The sequence below is a fragment of the Hufsiella ginkgonis genome (assembly GCF_009834915.1).
Lineage (GTDB): Bacteria > Bacteroidota > Bacteroidia > Sphingobacteriales > Sphingobacteriaceae > Hufsiella > Hufsiella ginkgonis.
This window is the reverse complement of sequence record NZ_WVHS01000003.1, coordinates 816,010-834,019: the sequence shown is the minus strand read 5'-3', so window position 1 is coordinate 834,019 and position 18,010 is coordinate 816,010. Positions and strand designations below refer to the sequence as shown.

13 protein-coding genes are annotated in these 18,010 nt (G+C 53.0%); 4 read left to right on the top strand and 9 right to left on the bottom strand.

All coding sequences use genetic code 11. The annotated features are described in order from the left end of the window. Positions 1 to 11 precede the first annotated feature (11 nt). Positions 12 to 905: an AraC family transcriptional regulator gene (locus GS398_RS15865; protein WP_160907755.1), complete on the top strand. Its 894-nt coding sequence runs from the start codon at positions 12 to 14 to the stop codon at positions 903 to 905. Between the two features lie 110 nt (positions 906 to 1,015). Here the strand turns inward: GS398_RS15865 and GS398_RS15860 are convergent, their stop codons facing one another. Both GS398_RS15860 and GS398_RS15855 read right to left on the bottom strand, forming a co-directional pair. Further along, positions 1,016 to 2,719, bottom strand: a complete 1,704-nt coding sequence (locus GS398_RS15860) for a GH39 family glycosyl hydrolase (RefSeq protein ID WP_160907754.1) — start codon at positions 2,717 to 2,719, stop codon at positions 1,016 to 1,018. A gap of 9 nt (positions 2,720 to 2,728) precedes the next feature. Then, positions 2,729 to 2,914, bottom strand: a complete 186-nt coding sequence (locus GS398_RS15855) for a VOC family protein (protein WP_160907753.1) — start codon at positions 2,912 to 2,914, stop codon at positions 2,729 to 2,731. 65 nt (positions 2,915 to 2,979) lie between these two features. On the opposite strand from GS398_RS15855, the gene GS398_RS15850 reads away from it, so the two are divergent. Next, positions 2,980 to 3,375 (top strand): VOC family protein, encoded by a 396-nt coding sequence (locus GS398_RS15850; protein WP_160907752.1) that lies wholly within the window; start codon positions 2,980 to 2,982, stop codon positions 3,373 to 3,375. Between the two features lie 29 nt (positions 3,376 to 3,404). Here GS398_RS15850 and GS398_RS15845 read toward each other — a convergent pair whose 3' ends face one another. Continuing rightward, positions 3,405 to 3,743 (bottom strand): potassium transporter KefB, encoded by a 339-nt coding sequence (locus GS398_RS15845; RefSeq protein WP_160907751.1) that lies wholly within the window; start codon positions 3,741 to 3,743, stop codon positions 3,405 to 3,407. A 218-nt stretch (positions 3,744 to 3,961) separates the two neighbouring features. Between GS398_RS15845 and ppsA the strand changes: the two genes are divergently transcribed. Continuing rightward, entirely contained in the window at positions 3,962 to 6,577 is a 2,616-nt protein-coding gene (ppsA, locus tag GS398_RS15840) for a phosphoenolpyruvate synthase (protein ID WP_160907750.1), read from the top strand. Between the two features lie 8 nt (positions 6,578 to 6,585). Here ppsA and GS398_RS15835 read toward each other — a convergent pair whose 3' ends face one another. Beyond that, on the bottom strand, positions 6,586 to 7,794 hold the full coding sequence (locus tag GS398_RS15835; protein WP_160907749.1) for a PQQ-dependent sugar dehydrogenase: 1,209 nt from the start codon (positions 7,792 to 7,794) through the stop codon (positions 6,586 to 6,588). A gap of 283 nt (positions 7,795 to 8,077) precedes the next feature. Here GS398_RS15835 and GS398_RS15830 point away from each other — a divergent pair, with 283 nt between their 5' ends. Further along, positions 8,078 to 9,703 (top strand): serine hydrolase domain-containing protein, encoded by a 1,626-nt coding sequence (locus GS398_RS15830; RefSeq protein WP_160907748.1) that lies wholly within the window; start codon positions 8,078 to 8,080, stop codon positions 9,701 to 9,703. Between the two features lie 205 nt (positions 9,704 to 9,908). On the opposite strand, the gene GS398_RS15825 is transcribed toward GS398_RS15830, so the two are convergent. From GS398_RS15825 to GS398_RS15805, 5 genes are all read right to left on the bottom strand, one after another. Then, positions 9,909 to 10,274 carry a cupin domain-containing protein gene (locus tag GS398_RS15825; protein ID WP_237488213.1) on the bottom strand — a complete coding sequence of 122 codons (366 nt, stop codon included), beginning with the start codon at positions 10,272 to 10,274 and terminating at the stop codon, positions 9,909 to 9,911. Positions 10,275 to 10,319: 45 nt separating this feature from the next. After that, positions 10,320 to 11,717, bottom strand: a complete 1,398-nt coding sequence (locus tag GS398_RS15820; protein WP_160907747.1) for a serine/threonine protein kinase — start codon at positions 11,715 to 11,717, stop codon at positions 10,320 to 10,322. Continuing rightward, positions 11,710 to 12,504 carry an FHA domain-containing protein gene (locus GS398_RS15815; RefSeq protein ID WP_160907746.1) on the bottom strand — a complete coding sequence of 265 codons (795 nt, stop codon included), beginning with the start codon at positions 12,502 to 12,504 and terminating at the stop codon, positions 11,710 to 11,712. The genes GS398_RS15820 and GS398_RS15815 overlap by 8 nt, the downstream gene beginning before the upstream one ends. A gap of 63 nt (positions 12,505 to 12,567) precedes the next feature. Beyond that, a complete protein-coding gene (locus GS398_RS15810; RefSeq protein ID WP_160907745.1) occupies positions 12,568 to 16,638 on the bottom strand; it encodes an FtsW/RodA/SpoVE family cell cycle protein in 4,071 nt (1,356 codons plus the stop codon). Further along, the gene (locus GS398_RS15805; RefSeq protein ID WP_160907744.1) at positions 16,625 to 17,986 is read right to left on the bottom strand and encodes a protein phosphatase 2C domain-containing protein; all 1,362 of its coding nucleotides are present in this window, start codon (positions 17,984 to 17,986) and stop codon (positions 16,625 to 16,627) included. Before GS398_RS15805 ends, GS398_RS15810 begins: the two co-directional genes overlap by 14 nt. Positions 17,987 to 18,010 lie beyond the last annotated feature (24 nt).

The window sequence follows — 18,010 nt, the reverse complement described above, 5'->3', positions numbered from 1 at the left end:
CGTTAAGCCAGATGATCAACAGCATCGCCAAATCGGCCATTCCTGAATCGAAATTGTTCGTGGTAAAAAAAACGATCGCGCCGTTTTTCGACAGGACCTTCCACTTTCACCCCGAATACCAGTTATTCCTGGTACTTAAGGGACATGGCTCGCGGTTCGTTGGCGACAACATCAAGTCATTTGCCAAAGGCGATATGGTGTTAACCGGCCCCAACCTGCCGCATGTATGGCGAAGCGATGCCGAACATACCGGGGGCGGACAGGCGGCCGGGACCGAAGGGATCGTGATCTACTTCAACGAGGATTTCCTGAGCGAGTCCGTACTCGGCAAGGAGGAAATGGACGGCATCCGCCACCTCTTTCAAAAGGCTTCCCGGGGGCTGGAGATCGCCGGTAAAACCAACCGCGTGGTGGCTAAGATGATGGAAGAGCTGCTGCAATCGAAAGGCGCGAAAAGCATCATCAAGCTGTTAACTATACTGGATACGCTTGCCTGTTCGTCAGATTGTCACCCGATTACCCATACCCGTTATGTAACCATCAGCAAACAGGCGGAAACCGACCGCATGAACGGGGTGTACGAATACGTATTAAAAAATTTCCGGGAAAAGATCGACCTGGCAGCGGTAGCCGCACTTTGCAACATGACACCTACTTCGTTCAGCCGTTATTTTAAATCGCGGGTAAATAAGTCTTTTTCAGACTTTCTCCAGGAGATGCGCATCGACCACGCGTGCAAGCTGCTGCATGGCGAGAAAACGCCGATCAACCGGGTAGCTTACGACTGCGGTTACCAAACGCTGTCTAATTTTAACAAACAGTTTAAGAAAACGATGGGGCAAACACCCCAGCAGTACAAAAGCGAATACCTGCAGGTGAATATAGACACTTTCGGTGATTTCTAAGAGACCCGTTTGTCTGCGCGCCGTTCACCGGTCGGGGAATGACATTGAATTTTCGCGCTTCGCATCACTTATATCGTTACCTGTAATTGGCATGTTATAGAAGGTTACACTTAATTCCAATCCAATTTTACGAGCAGTACACCCTGACGTGATAGCGCGGTTTTAACCAGGATGCGGCCGTTTTTAACGCTCATGGTGGCTGTTTTGCCCAGGGTGTGCAGCTGACCGGCTTTTTCGAGCGCGGCGATCTGCGCAGTGGTTGGATTTTGGGGCGATCCCATTTTCTTCCATACTTCGTAGGAGTTGCTGTGCGCCTGGTCGATAATATATTGCGTAACTTTTACCTTCCTGGTGGTCAGTCCGTTAAAAGTTACCTCGAGAGGCTCGCCGGGGGTTTTGATATCTTCATCATGGTAATTCCAGATCATTGCAGCGGCGCTCTTCGTATCCTTCGACGCGATGCCGCCTACGTCGGTATACGGCCGGCGTACGCTGGAATCGACCACCGCTTTTGTCGGGTACATCCGGTTACCGTTTACCAGGGCCCGTGTGCCCCGCATTTTGCCGAACATACGGAACACGTTCAGTACCGGTTTATCCACACCGTTGGTCGCCAGGTCGCGGAAGCCATAGAACCATGGCTGGTTCTCGAACTCGAACGACCAGGAAACCGCGCCTTTAAAGTTGATGCCGATCTCATCCGCCAGGGCGTATTTACGCGCAAAAGAAGCGGCGGTATAACTCGAATACAGCGTGCCGTTGCGGTAAGCATTTTCGGGATTGGTGGCCATGCCGCATGCCGCGCAACCTTCGGGATCCGACTCGCCGATGATAATCGGCAGGTTTTTGAATTGCGGGAAAGATGCCACGATCCTGAATCCCGATTGGATATCGCGGAGCTGCGTGCCCACGTTCATACGCACCATGCCGTTTACCAGTCTCGGCTGGCCTTTGGCGTGAAAAGAAACCAGGTCGAGCGGCGATCCGGTTTTGCCTGTTACGTAGTTGGTGCCGGTGGCGCAATGCTCCAGGAACGCGGTAAGGAACTTAATGCCTCCTGCGCTGCCTGCTCCCGCGATCTCGGGGCCACCCACGCGGGCCGTGGGGAGCGCGCGTTTAACCGCATCGGCGGTGTAATCGTATAACTTAAAAAATTCGGGCATGGTGCCCTTCCAGTAACCGATGTTGGGCTCGTTCCAAAGCTCCCAGTACCAGCTTTCCACTTCGGCTTCGCCATACCGCGCCACGCTGTGCTTTACCCATTGGTAAACCAGCTCCGCCCATTTGCTGTAATCTTTCGGCGGATACGCCCAACCGGTGTAGATATCGTTGTAGTTATCGCCGGGTTTCCAGTAATGGCGGTACGGGTCCGGGTGCGATGAAAGCGCCTGCGGCATAAAGCCAATCTGTGCAAATGGCTTCATTTTACGGCTTATATAGGTGTCGAAGATACTGTCTACCAGCTTCCAGTCATAGATCGGGTTGCCGTTGGCATCCTCGGTATACGCATTGGTGGAACCCCATTTTAGCGACGCCTGTCCGTCGCCGGTTACCAGCAGGCTATGGGTACGTACATAAACGGGCGTGGGACTAAGCTCCGCGATCTCGGAAAGCAGCTTCTTACCGTCCTTCATGTAGGTATAGTTCGGCTCGTCATAACCGAACCATGCCCAAACAGGATTCATTGGGCCGGTTTCCTTGTTCAGGTCCACGGTGATGGTGGCCGGTGCACCGGAAGCGGGCTGCGCCCGGGCGGCTTTTGCGGCAAAAACAAGGACAAACAAAAGCGAAAGGCGCGTAGATAAGTGTCTCATAATAATTAGTTAAGATCTTTTTGCCAGCGTGCCGCACACGTTCATCGGGTCGATGATGGGGAACATGCGCATTTCGAAATCGGGCACGGTCATGGGAATGAGCCCGGCATCAAAAATCGCTTCGTAAAGCTTCTGGGCGCGGTCGAGGTCATCCACGGGAATTTCGAACCAGCTTACTGCATGTTTAAAGGTCATATCAATTGGTTTTATCGCTAAATTAGGGATTGTAAAATGGATGACCTAATCCCCCGCCGATTCAAATGACCAAAACGGAAATTTCCGGGATCGCACCGTTCTTCATCGTCAGGAACGTGCCTGCAGCGCTCTCGTTTTACCACGATTACCTAGGTTTCGACATCACCTTCCAGGGGCCTGGCGATGATATCTTCTTTGGCATCGTGCAGCGTGGCGCCGCTATGATTATGCTGAAAGACATCGGCGTGGAGCCTGTGCCAAACTATACACGCGACATAAAAAAAGGTATCGCCCGTTGGGACGCATACCTTTATGTTCCTGATCCTGATGCATTAGCCGAAGAATTCGCCTCGCGCAATGTTGCCTTTTTCCGGCCGCTCGCAAACGACGACGATGGCTTGCGGGGCTTTGAAGTGAAGGATGCAGACGGATACCTGCTGTATTTTGGACGGGTTTTATAACCGTCACCGCGGCAGTTTTTTGCCGTCAATTAGTTCCACATCGTACCTGCGAGGCCGAGTATCAGCGACATCCACAACCCGATCGCATAGCCAAACAGGCTCAACGCTACGAATAGTTTTCCCATCCAGCCGTCAAGGCGGCGCAGTGGTTCGGTAACATCGTAGCATACGCCGATCAGGGCTCCCAATGCAGGCGTCAACAGCAAAGGCTTGATACGCCAGTAAGCTCCCCATGCCGGGTCTCCCTTACCGCCAAGGATAACGAAAATGCTGATCATAACGAACGCGATGATTGCCCCTGTCAGCGTGCGCTTACCTAAAGCGGGCGTAACCAGTGGTCTTGGTGCTAAACTTTTGTCTAATGTCATTTTATATATTATAAAGTACTTTGTTTTGCAAAGTTGTTATTAAGATCTCACTTTTGCAAGAAAAAAAGAAAGTTATTGGATCGGTATGCTGAGGGAGATCTAATTGATTAACGCAGAAATCAGATCGTTAGTTCGTCTGGAAAAATATAGTCCGAAAACCAATTTCATCATTAAATGCATGAATATATTTGACTTCACTTAACACAAAAAATAAGAACGTGAGGCCCTTCCTGCTTGATCTTTACGACATCGATAAAACAATGCAAACCCAGGCCGGCGGCAAAGGCGCCAACTTGGGAGAACTTACCCGGGTCGACGACATCCGTGTACCGGGCGGTTTTTGTATTACCGCAGAAGCCTTTAAAAGGATCGTTGCGGAAGCGTTGCCGGTTAAGGAACTATTAGCGCAGTTGTCGCCGCTTAAGGCCGAAAACCGCGATAAGATCTGCATACTGGGCGATACGATCCGGAAGACCATCGAAGAAGCGGCCGTTCCTTACGACATTCAAGAAGAGATCATCCGTCACCTGTCTGCGCTGGGTGAAGAAAATGCCTTTGCCGTACGTTCCAGCGCTACCGCCGAAGATCTTCCCACGGCCTCGTTTGCGGGCCAGCATGATACTTATCTCAACGTTATCGGCAAAGACGCTATCTTAAAACACATCAGCAAGTGCTGGGCCTCCCTGTACACTGAAAGAGCGATCGTCTACCGCATTCAAAACGGCTTCGATCACCGCAAGGTCCACCTGGCTGTGGTGGTCCAGCAGATGGTATTTCCTGCCGCGGCTGGGATCTTATTCACGGCCGATCCCCTTTCCGGCAACAGGAACGTGTTATCCATCGACGCCGGTTTTGGGTTGGGTGAAGCCATGGTCTCGGGCCTTGTAAATACCGATAACTATAAAGTGCAGAATGGAAAGGTGACCGGCAAGATCATCTCAACCAAGAAACTGGCTATATCCCCGCTAAAAACCGGGGGAACGGAACAACAGGAGATCGAACCTGGTAAACAGGCCAGCCAAACACTCACCGATGCGCAGATCTTACAGATCGGGCACATCGGCAGAAAGATCGAAGCACATTTCGGCAGCCCGCAGGACATCGAATGGTGCCTTGCCGGCGATACCTTTTACATCGTCCAGAGCCGGCCGATCACCACGTTATTCCCCGTCCCCGAGGCGAACGATGCAGATAATCACGTGTACGTATCTGTGGGACACCAGCAAATGATGACGGATCCTATAAAGCCGCTCGGGTTGTCGGTGTGGCAATTAACCAGCATTCGTCCCATGTTCCATGCCGGAGGACGGTTATTTGTCGATATCGCCTCAAACCTCGCTTCGCCCGACACCAGGACCATGATCGTGGAGATGCTGGGTAAATCTGATCCGCTGATAAAAGACGCACTGATGACCATCCTCGGGCGGGGAGATTTTATTACGTCGCTGCCCGGTGATGCTCCGGGAAACAGCCAGGGGAACGGTAATACTGTGCTGTCTTCGCAGGTTCCGCAGGCAGAAATAGAAAACGATCCGGCAATAGTTGCTGAACTGATCCGCGACAGCGAATTTTCCTTAGCGGAGTTAAAGCAACATATCCGGTCGAAATCGGGAACCGCGGTATTTGATTTCATCCTGGAGGATCTCCAGCAACTAAAAAAAAGCTTGTTCGACCCGCGAAGCCTGGCGGTGATCATCGCCGCGATGGACGCCGCATTTTGGATTAACGAAAAAATGTACGCGTGGTTAGGCGAAAAAAATGCGGCCGACACGCTGTCCCAATCAGTGCCAAATAATATCACTTCAGAAATGGGCCTGGCGCTGATGGATGTAGCAGATGTGGTTCGCCGGTACCCGGAGGTGGTTGCGTACCTGGCGCAAGTAAAAGACGATGGTTTCATGAATGAACTCGCACAGTTTACCGGTGGGCAGGAAAGCAAGGATGCCATCGCTGCCTTCCTTGACAAATACGGCATGCGGTGTGTCGGCGAGATCGATATTACTAAGATCCGCTGGACCGAGAAACCAACGTTATTGGTCCCCATGATCCTGAGCGACATCAGGAACTTCGAGCCTGGTGCCAGCACCCTTAAATTTGAACAGGGACGACTGGAGGCATTGAAAAAAGAGCAAGACCTGCTCGAACGGTTAACGCAGCTGCCCGATGGTGAACAAAAAGCCGGCGAGACCCGGCGAAAGATCCGTATGATCCGGAAGTTCGCCGGCTACCGCGAATACCCGAAATACGCCAAGGTTAACCGGTACTTCGTGTATAAGCAGGCTTTACTGAAAGAAGCCGGGCTGCTTGTAAAAGCCGGCGTGATCCTTGACAAAGAAGACGTAAACTACCTCACGTTCGAAGAATTCCGGGAGGTGGTTCGAACACATAATACTGATTACCAGTATATTATACAACGTAAAGACGCATATAAGCATTATGAGCGGCTCACTCCGCCGCGGGTGATCACGTCTGACGGCGAAATCTTTACCGGGAAATACAAGCGGGAAAACATTCCGGCCGGCGCAATGGCGGGCCTGGCGGTTTCTTCGGGGGTAGTAGAGGGGCGCGCACGCGTGATCTTGAACATGGAAGAAGCCGACCTTGAAAAGGGCGATATATTGGTCACATCCTTTACCGATCCAAGCTGGACACCCTTGCTTGTCTCCATCAAGGGATTGGTAACCGAGGTAGGCGGGATGATGACGCACGGTGCAGTGATCGCACGCGAATACGGTTTACCGGCAGTGGTGGGCGTGGAAAACGCCACCACGCTGATCAAAGACGAGCAGCCTATCCGCGTAAACGGGACGGAAGGCTACGTGGAGATCCTTTAATCCCCCGCTTATTTTTTGCCGATCCGGTACAGCCTTCCCTGGTCGGTAATGGCGTACAATGCGCCATCCGTGCCCTGTTTAATATCCCTAAAACGCTGGGTCTCTCCCGAAAGGAGCCGCTCCTCACCCACTACTTTATTGTTTTTTATCACGATCCGGCAGATATGCATGCCGCTAAGTGAGGAGATAAATAAGTTATTGTTCCACTCCGGTATCGCGCTGCCGCTGTAAAAAGTAATCCCGCTCGGAGAGATCACCGGGTCCCAATAATACACAGGTTGCTCAAGACCAGGCTTTTGCTGGATCCCATCGCCAACTTTCTTTCCATTGTACTCGATGCCATATGTAATGGTTGCCCAGCCATAATTTTTGCCTGCCACTATCCGGTTAAGCTCATCGCCGCCCATCGGGCCGAACTCAGTTTCCCACAAATCCCCGGTAACGGGATGTAAGGCAAGGCCCTGCACATTCCGATGGCCGTATGAATATATTTCAGGACGTGCGTTCGCTTTTCCAATAAAAGGGTTGCCGGGCGCCGGTTTACCTTCGGTAGTGATCCTGATCACTTTGCCTAATCCCGAATTAAGGTCTTGCGCCTGGGGACGCGTCTCCAGGTCTGAACGCTCGCCGGTGCTCAGGAACAGGCTGCCATCTTTTGAGAACAGCACCCGGCCTCCATAATGAAGTGTTCCGTTATAAGCCGGTGTTGCCCGGTAGATTACTGTAACACTTTCAAGGCTTTTTTCATCAGCCGAAAGCTTTCCCCTGGCTACCGCAGTTACGTTCCCCTGCTCGCTTTTCTCGGAAAACGCCCAGTAAATCATCTTGTCCCTGGTAAAAGCCGGGCTCAGGCAAACGCCCAATAAACCTCCCTGGCCGTTCCTGTTAACCTGCGGAACTCCGCTGATGGGTTCGCCCACCTGGCCTGCGGCCGATACGATCCGCATGTTACCTTCTTTCTCCGTTACCACGAACCGGCCATCCGGCAGTGGCGCAATTCCCCAGGGAAACCGCAGCGACGAGGTCACGATCTTGCTTTCATAGGCTGATTTCGTAGTCACCCGGACGATTCGTGTCTGGCCTGCAAAAGCGGGCTTGTAATCAGAATTCGGGCTTTTTGTCTCCACAGAAGCGGGAACCGATTGCTGCGCTTTAGAAACGTAGGTGGAAGCCGTAAGCAAGGCTCCGCTCACCAGAACAAAGGTTAATTTTTTCATTAAAGCAATATTAATCAAAAATTCCGGAGGGCAGCTCATCAATTCTCAACTACCCGGTATTTCCCGGCAGGCCGCAGGAGAGATCGCAACCTTTAAGATATTTCCCGGCGGTAAATTTCTCGAAATCCAGCTCCTGAAGTCGGCGACACACCCAAAAAGGCCGCCGACCCATAAAATCTCTTATTTTACTTTGAATAACAAAGCATAATATTAACTTTGCAAAACAAAGTACTTTATAAATTATATTTTAAATAATTCCTTTACGCTTTAACCTAATAACACCATGAAATTTTTATGCTCCCTCCTGGTACTTACCCTGGCTGCCGCTCAGTTCGCGTATCCGCAAGATAAGACTAACGATATTGATAAGATCTTTAGCTGGGCCACACCTGCCACACCGGGTTGTGCCTGCGCCATCTCGCAAAACGGAAACGTGTTAGCAAACCGCTTTTACGGATCGGCCGACCTTGAACGAGGCGTCGCCATCAATGCGGCCACTACGTTCGATATCGGCTCTACCAGGAAGCAGTTCATCGCAGCAACAATCCTCCTGCTGGTGCAGGATAAAAAGTTATCGCTATCTGACGATGTACATAAATACCTTCCCGAGCTTCCTGATTACGGTCACAAGATCACGATCGATCACCTGCTTACCCATACCAGCGGCATCCGCGACTGGACCGGGCTCCTTCCGCTGGCAGGCGGAGACCCTACTGCGTTAAGCCTCATATTGCGCCAGCGCAGCGTTAATTTTGCCCCCGGCGAAGAATGGAGCTATTCCAACAGCGGCTTCGTGCTGCTTACAGAAATTGCCGAACGAGCCACCAGGACCCCGTTTCCTGAGCTGATCCGCTTGCGCGTGTTCGAACCGCTTGGCATGACGGCCACTACTTACGTATCTGATATGCAGCAGGTAATTCCAAACCGGGCCCTGGGTTATGCCAGGGACGGCGGCAGCTGGAAAGTAAATATGTACCTCGGGAATGACCGCGGCGGCGGCGCCATCTTTAGCAACGTAACCGACCTCCTCACCTGGAACGATGCCCTCACCAGCGGGCGTATCGGTGCTTTTGTTACCGAAAAGCTCCAGGAACCAGCCACGCTCAACAACGGCCGGAAACTCGGATATGCACGCGGACTGGCGCTCGATCCGTACCGCGACACCAAACTCGTATGGCACTCCGGGGGCGCCGCGGGTTACCACACCTGGATTGGGCGCATTCCATCGCAGGGCCTGTCTATTGCCATTACCTGTAATTCTGACGCCATGAGCGCAACTTCCGTTGCTAACCGGCTGCTGGCCTTGTACGCAAAATCGTCGGCCGCCCCTGTCGCCGAAGACGGTCCGCCTCCCACCCTTACGGGCGAAGCCCTCGCAGAAGCCAACCAATATGCCGGGCTATACTTCAATGAGAAAACCGGCGATGCCATCACGCTGGCCGTAGACCGCGACAGGTTCCGCGTAGCCGGTGGTCCGGGCCTTGCCTTGATCTCTAAAGGCCGGTTCCGCCGCTGGGCTAACTCGGTTTTCTTCCTGTCGCAGGACCGGTTCGAACTGAATTTTCTTTCGGCGAACCAGTTCGAGCTTAAATCGATGGAAGGAAAAAGCACCCGCTACCGCCGCGCACAGGCTCCTGCGCTAAGTGAAGCAGACCTGCGATCGTTTGCCGGGCATTACCAGAGCGACGAATTGGGCGCCTTCCTGGAAATCGTTCCCGGCAACGGCGTACTCGTAGCGCGCCTCAATGACTCACCGGGCAACAACCCGGAATGTAAGCCCGTAGACCGGGATACTTTCCAGGTGGCTGGTATCTTTTTCCGCTTTACGCGGGATAAAACCGGGAGAGTTACCGGGCTGAATTTTAGTAACCCGGTAGTGAGTAATATTAAATTCTCAAAGGTGAAGTAATCTTTTAGAAACGTGTTGTGTTGTTGTTATAAATAGGTGTGTGAACGGACCGCGATTCTATAACAGGAATTGTGGTCTTTCCATGAAAACTCCCAAACCGGATACCGGCGTTCTGAGTATACCGGTGAACGGCTTTCCAGGTCGCGAATATTAAACGCTTAATGTGTAGTTGATTTTGTGATCGAAGTAAAAAACGAACTCTCGGCTAAATAATAGACCGCTCTGGCTGCCGCACTTTTATGGTTTCCATATCCTGTCTTTCGAACGTAATATTTACCGACCTGTCCCCCACCGGCCGCGTACGATGAACGGCATTTTTGGGTACGGTAAATAATTGACCGGGTTGTAGTTCAATCGTTTCATCTTCAAGATCTATACGAATGCCGCCCTCCAATACCTGGAAGGTCTCGTCAGAATTGGGGTGATAATGCCAGTAGAATTCCTTCGTCATCACACTGACCCGGATTACATGGTCATTCACACGCGTAAGGACCTTGTTCGTGTAATCACCTGTGAGATTTTCAAGCGCCATAACGAGCATGTTAACGGGAACGTGTTTACCTGGCATCATTTTAAAGTTAACTTATCCGAACGATCAAGAGATTACGCATACACACTAAAACACGCCCAGGAACCGCTTCCTTTTCTTCTTTTTCCCTGAGTCCTTTTTAGGTAGTTGGTCGCGTTTTAGGGAAACGGGTTTCTTAGCTGCCACCTTTCGATTGGCGTTAAACACGCTGTCATAGTTATAGGATTTAATAAAGATATAGGGAGAGTAATAAGGCTTGTTCGATTTTATTCCGACAGGAAAGGCTGCAGAAACCGGCATAGGGTCCGGTTTCGCGAAGAATGAGTACAGCAAAAATGCAACAGATCCTAACGCCAACGCCAATACCGTCATAAATACAGGCCGGGTGGTTTGCATGATCCTTCGGCTCTGCTCAAACCGGCCATGCTGTTCGTTGTAAATGATGCCCGCTTTGGCCGCGATGGCCTGTAAACCGGCGAGCTTCATCGTTTCGTTCAGTTTCGCCTGTCGCGACTCTTCCAATTGCGCCCGCAGGCTCTCATTTTCGTTGTGCAGGGCTGCGGTATAGCCGTCTGCTGATGAGAGACTGCCATTTATCACTACGTCCTGCAGCTCCATTGCGTTCTTATACCGGTTATCGGGAGATTTGGCCAGGCAAACGTCGAGCAGCGAAAGAAACCATGCCGGCGCCTGCATTTCACGCGCCTGTTTTTCTGCGCTCCACGCCTGCGGCAGGTTTGCGCGTCTTACTGCCAGGGCATCGGGTACGGCCGTTTCCAGGTGGTTCAGCATTACCGCATTCCTGCCTGTATCGCTGTTTCCCGATAAAGGGAATGGTACGGTGCCGGTAAAAAGCTCGTACAGCATTATCCCGAAGCTGTAAATATCGGTTTGAAACAACATTTTACCGTCAAGTTGTTCCGGGGCCATAAACTCGATAGCGCCAGCGTGGCGCACACTGCTGCGGCGCTGTTCCTCGCTCATCATGGCCAGGCCAAAATCCAGCAGCACGTAGTTGCCGGTGTGCCTGTTATATTTTATGTTGTTACTCTTAATGTCGCCGTGCTTTACACCCGCCCGGTGACAATGGGCCAGCGCTGCCGATACCTGTAAAGCCACTTTCAGCAGCTCCTTCAGCGTAAAAATCCCGTCGTTTGGCGGCTGCAGAAGGTCGCAAAGATCCGGTCCGTCGATGTATTCCATCTCAATGTAGGGGAACGAACCGCTTTCCGTGATGCCCCAGCTCAGCATTTTCACCACGTGCGGACTCGGATCGGCGTTCACCTTCTCCAGCTTCGCTACTTCGCTGCGAAAGTTGCGGTAATTTTTATCCTCCTCGTTCTCAACGGTTACCGGCGTGGGGATCAGTTTCACCGCGGTATAGATACTGCCCGTGCGGCGACCTTTGTACACCGAACCTTGCCCGCCTGTGCGCAGCGCACCGAGATTCTCTAAACCTTCCGCTATGGTAAATACCTTACTCATCGTGTAAAGGACGGTAACTAAACTCGAGCACTGCCGATTCGCCCAGTACTACCTGGTCGCCTTCCTTTAGCTCGTGGCCGATGTCTGACGAATGCAGCTTAACCAGGTGCTCGCTCTCCTCCGATCGTACCTTAACTTTGTTGCGTGGCGGGATCCCGCCGTCGTCGGCAAACAACAGGAACCTGCCCGACTCCGCGCTCCATTCGATATGCGCGTGCTGCCGGCTGATAAACCGGTTACTTTCACTGGCACTCTCCGATGGGAAAGCGATGTGGTTGGTGCGGAAAAAACCGTCGTCTACCTGCGCCTTCTGGTCCCTGCCGATGTTAATCTTTCCCCCTTCAGAAGTGATAGTGTATTCTTTATGGACGGTCTCCCCGCTCAGGGCCCGCAGGTAGGCTGTGACCGAGCGCCTGATAAAATGTTTATTCGTTTTGATAAAGAACGCGGCATCCAGGTCGGCCGCCTTGGTGGCTTCTGACGGCACGTTCTTTTCAAACAGCACCTCCAGTGTCCAGGTGTCGGGCAATCCCAGGGCGTAATCATCGGCGATGCGCTGGACCTCCGCTTTCAGTCTGCCGGGCTCATCGTCATATACCGCCGACTCGTAGATATGCCGTTCCCTGTCTCCGCATGACAGGTACAGCAAAAGGCCCCTGATGTTCCCGCCCTCACCTCCTTCGGCTTTTTGAAGCTCCTGTTTAATAAATTGCAGCAGGGCATGCCTCGTGCCTTTTACATCTGGCTGATGGTCGCCGCTGGTCGTTTTAAATAAATCAAATATCATGCTGTTGTAACTACTTAAGGAGCCGGGAGCGGGCACCGGAACTATACTCCATAAACCCCCGCTTTATTCTATTGTTTGAGGTTTAATGCCAGTTATATAACCCATTTTCAGCAGGAAGGGGATCACATGATTCCCCGCAAGCCTCACCGCATCCGACGAGCCTTTGGTAGCTTCCACCCGCACACAAACCACCAGGTTGCCCTTACCGTGCAGCGATGGCGCGAAGAAAACGTACCACCCGTCATTGATCTGTTCTTTTTTCCAGATACGCTCCGGCGTACCGGTTTTGCCGGCTACCGCGATCTTAAGAATAGGTACCTTTGGAGCGCTTTGCGCGATCATATAGTTGCGCAGTAAAGCGGCGTAACGCGGGTCGTTGGCCAGTTTAACGCCCGGTTTTACCGGGAGCACCGAATCGCTTACCTTAAGCACGAACCTGTTTTGCAACAATACCCCCCGGTTGGCTACGCCCGAAACGAGACGGGCTACGGCGGCCGGTGTGGCGATCAGCTCACCCTGCCCCCATGCCATACCCGAAATCCCTTTGGCACGTGTACGGCGAATGTTGTTAGGATTGTAACGCGGGCGGGTGTTGAACTCCGTTTTGCGCCACAGTTCTTTCCATTTGTTTTCCCGGGCGGTGTTGTTTTCCTGCCGCGAGTAATAATAACCGCCGGCGCCATGGAGAAACATGCCTGTTTTAAGGTACAGGTCGCCCATTTCCTCCTGCAGGTGCTCCTCGTTAGCCAGTTTAATAAAGTACACGTTATTGGATTTGGCCACCGCGCGTTCCATGCTGATCACGCCGGTTTCATCGGGCTCAATTCCTTTGGTGCGGATCCGCTCCCAGGCACTTACGTGGAATTTCTTATCGGCGGCGGCCATGCCCAGCTTATTAAAGGCGGCCATAGCCGTGAGCACTTTGGCGGTGGAGCCGGGCTGCGTAAAATGCGTAAAACCGAGATCGGAGGTGGTGATCCAGCCATCCAGCTGGTTTTGTTCGGCGGTAGTCATCGTCAGCTTCTCCCAGTTACGCACAGGCGGAAGCGGGTACACGGCCGATGTGAGTACGTCGCCGGTACCGGATTCCATAATTACTACCGAAACACGGTTGTCCAGCAAAGAGGTGTCCTTGGCGATCGACCGTTGGATGCTTGTTTGCAGGGCGGCATCGATGGAGAGCTGCACGTCACGGTTACGTTTTTTAAAGGCCTTCACTTCATCGCTGTTAATCCCGGCAAGCAATAGCGGCGCCAGGGCACCGTAATCTTTTTTCACTACCGTCATTTCTCGCACGCCGCGTGCCAGGAAACGATCTTCGCGGTAGCGGCGCGAAACCACGTCATAGCTCGTGGTGGGGAGCTTAAATCCCCTCAGTTCCGCAGCATGCTCATATTCTGCATAATAGCCGTTCGTGCTGCCATTAAACACGCCAGTGTTGGCATCGCCGGTCCAGAAAAACAGTTGTTCTGCGAAGGGATAATACCGGTCGAGGCGTTTGTGCATAGCCGAGTCGAGGCTGTACCCGGTGGCGCCTGCCTCCCGGATCTTTCCCCGTTGCTTCCTGACCAGCGCCGGGTCGCTGGTGGCTATAAGCACGCCCCGACGGTCATATAATGAACCGGCCTGCAGCCTGTTCATCAGGATAGCGATGCGGGGGTTATAACTGAACATACGCGCACCGCTTCTGTCGGCCACCAACGCCGGCTGTACCACCCATTTTTTATTGTTAAACAGGTACCGCGAAACATTTACCGTAAGCAGCAGGATGCCCATACAGGCGGCCACCAGCGCCGGCACCAGGTTACGGTCCTGCTGTTTGGAGAGGTACTCCAGCTGTACCGGCGTACCTCGTACCAGCGAGACCGACAGCAAAAATCCCGACGCCAGGAAATTAGCCACCAGCGACGACCCTCCATAACTCTGAAACGGCAGCGATACCCCCGAAAGCGGCAATGCCCCCGTGGAGCCGCCCGCGATGAGCAGGAACTGGACAAACGTAGAAATGCCGATGCCCGCACACAGGTAAAAAAGGAACGGTGAGCCCGCCCGCCTGCCGATGATAATGGCACGGTGCAGGTATAAGAGGAACAGCAGGAAGATACAGACAATACCGGTCCAGCCAAATTCTTCGCCCATCGAGGGAAGGATCATATCGGTATGTGCTTCCGGAATGGTTTTGGCAAAGCCCTCACCCACGCCCTGCCCGCTTAAGCCGCCGCTCGACATGGCCCAAAGCCCGTTGGCCACCTGGTCGCCGCCGAACACCTCGTTATTCCACGTATCTTCCCATATCGCTTTGCGGTCTGTTAACCGCTGTACCGGACCCTGGAACAGCTTATCAAGGTATGGCAATTGGTCGATCGTTAAAAAAGCGGCCATGATCACGAGCACCATCACCGCCGATTCGCTGAGCTGTTTTCGTTTAAACAGCATCATGCCGGCAACGAGCGCCCCGGTGATGAGGGCAGAGAACCACACGTTTTTTACGATCCACGAAGTAAGTACGTAAGCTACCACAGCGCCGGCCATGAACATAAAATCGCCTCTCGAAAAGGAGAACAGCGTAATAAAAGTGAAACACACCACCATGGCCGGACCGAGATCGCCCAGCAACAGGAACAGCATCAGTGTAACCAGGATCGCCAGCAAGGCAAAAGAAAAGAACGACCAGCGTTTACGGAGTGTGGCATATTCGCTGATGAGCTTCTCGTTAATCGCAAAAAATCCCGCGAGGAAGAATATCACCAGGTATTTGACGATCTCGCTGGGCTGGAACCCGAAAAGATTCACTTTTACCCCGCTTCCCTCGGGGCCGGTACCGAAGAGTATGGTAAGCGCCAGCAGTATCACGGCAGTAACGATCCAAGGCCATCCATTGGCAGCGCTACGTACGTTCTTAAACACGATCATCCGGTAAATCCAGGTATCGGCATTAAACCGCCGCATATTCAGGAACGGTACCAGGAACAGCAGCACAAAGCCGATGCCCAGGTATACCAACGTGTCCCTGGCCAGGAAACGGTCGCGTAACGGGTCTTGTAAGCTTAATAAGGTGAGCAGCGACAAACCGATTAACGTCATCACCACAGGCAGGATCACCTGGTCTGCTGCATTGAATTTCCAGGATAAGAGGCAGTGAAGCACCAGGAATCCCGCAAGGAAGGAAATGGCTATCACTATAAACCAGGAATTAAACTCCGCCGGTGTTCGGATGATCAGCGATTTTTCTTTTTTCAGGATATTAAAATCGCGGGTCGATAACAGCCGGATAGTATGCGGCTGCCGGTTAAAAGTAAACGAAACATCCTCTTCCAGCGATTGAATGCCCTGTGACGATCCGAACTGGAATCCCGGCTGCAGCGGCAGTACCTTAAACGCTTTGCCATTCGGCAGGTTGTTAAAGGCATATTTCCCATCGTCGCCGGTACGCGCGTAGGCGGTTAGGGATTGCAGGGTACGCCGCCCGGCGCTGTCGGGGATATAAGTGCTCACCAACCCGGCGCGCTTTACCGTATATGGCCTGATGGCTTCGGTAGGCTCGTCACTGTAAATGCTATCCTGCGGCAAAACCAGGTCCAGCCGCACCAATACCCCGGCTACGGGCTTACCTGTATCCAGTATCACGCCGCCGATGCGATAGTTGCCCAGGGCTGCGTCGATTCCAGGAGTAAGCGGGGGCGGCGATCTTCGCTCCTGGTTAAACCGCAGGGAATCGTCGCCGGTATAACCCAGTAACGCACGCGATGCGGTTACCCTCCTTTTGTAGGATTCGCCACCTTGCCTGAAGGCTACGTCGGCATCGATGTAATATTTGCGTTTATTCAGCTCGCCGATGTTCTCGATCTTCTGGCGACTTGTCATATTTTGCGCTACGGTGGTCTCAACGAGATCTATGTCGCGTTTATCTTCGAAATAGAATCCGCGTTCGAGCAGCTGCCGGAGCCGGCCCGCCGGATCTTTGCCGTTCAGGTTTACCATCGTGCCGCCTGCAAGACGCTTGTCTACATCCGTCATGCGTGTTTGCAGCACGGTATACAAGCGGTAGAACAGCAGGGAAAGTATCAGGGTGATAAGCAGCAGGAAAAACCTTTCCGTACCCCTTCCGGCAGCTTTTGCGTTACCTGGCTGCATGGTGCGGGGTTTTGGAGACTGGCCGTACGGTTCGTGCCTGCCGCTTATGCGGGGTGAAAGGGGCTCCGCTCCTGGCATGTACTGCGGTGGCGAAACCCTCCAGCTTTACACTGTCAAGTACCAGGTATTTACAGTTGCCGGCCAGCACAAGCGCCGGACCGTTATACCCCGGATCCCGCTTGAGCACCATGCCATTCTTGGATAACAGGTACAGCGAATCCTGCTGCACGTACAGCGTGTCGCTGATCAGGATGGGACTTTTGTAAACGGAGTCAGGGAGCAGAAGGGTGTCACCTGATGCGCGGTCAATGGCCTCCTGCAGCCTTATCTCCTGCGCATTCCGTGGCGGGAATACGCTATCGGCCGTTTGTTCCCCGGCTTTGGCATCCTGCCATTTAACGAACAGCCAAACGGTGGACGCGAGGAACAGCAAACTAAGGAAAGCAAAAACCGGGGTCATACTGGCCTTCTTCCTGGCTGCGGTGGCGGTCGCTCCCGCAGAAGGCCTATTTTGGGGTTCAGCCACCGGGGCGGCCGATGCCGGCAATACGTAATCCTGCGCCGCGCCGGCCGGCCGGGTAACGGTGGGTTTGGCCAGCGCTTTGTCGTTCTCCACAAGCACCACGGTAATGTTATCACGCCCGCCATGGTCGTTAGCGGCCTGTACCAATGCCGATGCCTTTGCCGCCAAGGTGGTGTTCGAAGAAAGTACCAGGCTGATCTCGCTCTTGTTTACCAGGTCGGTGAGCCCGTCGCTGCATAGCAATAGCAGGTCGCCGGGTAAAAAAGGCGACTGCCCGGTTTCGATGTAGCTCTCATCATCGTCTACGTTCGGGGTAAACCCGAGCGCCTTATTAATCTCGTTGCGTTTCATGTGGGTCATCGCGGCGTTTTCAGACAACCTTCCCGAATCCTCCAGGAATCCCACAAAAGAATGGTCTTTAGTGATCTTGATCAGCGATCCGTCGCGCAGCAAGTACAGACGCGTATCGCCCACATGGGCGTAATAAAACACGTTGTGCGCCACATCCGCCACGGCCATCGTGGCTACACAGGCCATATTTTCGTGATTCTTATCCCGCTTCCTTTGCTCGTAAATGGCATCATTCGCCTGCCCGAATGCCTGGATCATGGCAGGGATCAATTCGCCATCTGCGTGCGACATGGCAGCCAGAAACTGCTGCTCGGCGAGGGCGGCCGCTACTTCCCCACCTTCGTACCCCCCTACACCATCGATCACGCAGGCCAGTACGAAGCGGTTGTCCAGGATCTTCGCGGCGATAAAAGTATCTTCATTATTGCTGCGCTGCCGGCCCTGGTCGGTCATCCCAAAATAATTCTCAGCCATTGTTTCTCCGGGAGTTTTTAATAT